The sequence below is a fragment of the Microcoleus sp. A2-C3 genome (assembly GCF_036706065.1).
Taxonomy (GTDB): domain Bacteria; phylum Cyanobacteriota; class Cyanobacteriia; order Cyanobacteriales; family Microcoleaceae; genus Microcoleus.
The window spans coordinates 1-1,468 of record NZ_JAUBVX010000126.1; the positions used below are offsets into that span (position 1 = coordinate 1).

The 1,468-nt window shown below is 42.6% G+C and carries 1 pseudogene; it reads left to right on the top strand.

The features are described from left to right. Nucleotides 1-178: pseudogene (locus tag QUB66_RS29625) on the top strand (IS701-like element ISAcma42 family transposase); the annotation flags it as partial. Nucleotides 179-1,468 lie beyond the last annotated feature (1,290 nt).

Genomic DNA, 1,468 nt, shown 5'->3' on the forward strand with positions numbered 1-1,468 from the left:
TCGGTTCATGGTTAGAGATACCAATGCAATCAAAACTCATATATTTTGTTCACTTCAAGCATTTGTTAAATTGGAGTTGATGCGGTCTGAAAAGATAATTTGTAATTGGTATCAAGTACAAAGAAATATGTTCACTTTAGTTATACGTGAGCATATTTTTGGCTTTCCTTCAGAGTGATGCTATGGTCGAGAATACATAGATAATGTTTTTTGTCAATGCGTAACTCCTATAATACTCGCGAACGGGACAGCACTACAATAGCAAAACTGAGATGCTCCCTAACGACCGATTGTATTACTAGACTACTTGTATAGCAATGATTTCAGCATTTCCAGATCTAGCAAATCAACTATGATTGCTATATTCCATCGTTCAATATAACTGGTTAATCAGCCTTCGGATGCGATAGACTGATGCCGTTTACGGGCCTAAAACCCTAACAGAGACGGGACAATGGTCGATATAAATCTTGGCACATTGGCGAATGACACTCGGTAGGGAATCCCATAATGCTTGAGTAGATATCAAGGAGCGCTTCCCAATTTGACATCCGAATCACTTCCCAAGTCTTGGCATCCATCGCGTTCCCAGACCGATCGTTGATTCCCTTTGTCCTATACTTTCATACCACAGTTCATCGATTCATCGATTTGGACAGTGTATTTTCCGATTTCTTTCGGGATGACTGTGACCGGAGGGTTCTACGGCCGCACAGAATTGGTTCACGCAATCAGAGAAGCCAGCTCTGGCAAATACCCATCAAGGAGGGCCCTTGCTGGGCGAGGGAAATCCGCTCAGAAAAGAAGCAACTAGATTTGTACCAACCTGTGGGTGTATTCGGAAGCCCGTGTCTGGCGTGTTACTGAGCTTGGTTCTCAGTCCCTAAAACGCTTGAAATTCCCTAGTCTGTAGGTATGTATTGCCCCTTAGCGTATTGGTGCGATCAATTTATTTACCTCATCCTACAGGCTGGCGTCCGTAGTCACCTGTTAAAAAAAGCAGATTTAACGATCGCAGCCTTCGAGATTTCAATGGTTTCAAAGACTTTTATCCAGACTCAGCAGAAACGCCAGACAGGGCTAGTGTATTAGGATTGCCAAAATCTTATATTCAACCAATTGGCGAACACAGTCGCGACATTATTTGTGGTGAAAAAATTCCCCCACGAGTCATCTCATTTTTCATCACATCCAGGTATCTGTTCAATAAATCGGGGTAGACTACCGTGTTAGCAACGATTTTGCGATATTTGAGGCTCGTCAGTGAGCGATCCCCCTTTGATTGAGCGGATACAAGAATTACTATATATAAGTTAAGCAAAGCCAGTTTCCCAGCAATATCTTTGGTATTGGTTTACCCATATCTATATATAGTAGCAATTTCACCTCTGGAGAATTCTACCTACCCTTCATGACCAACCGCCGATCAAAACCGACTTTCCAGGTCAAAAAGCAGCCCCCAACCATA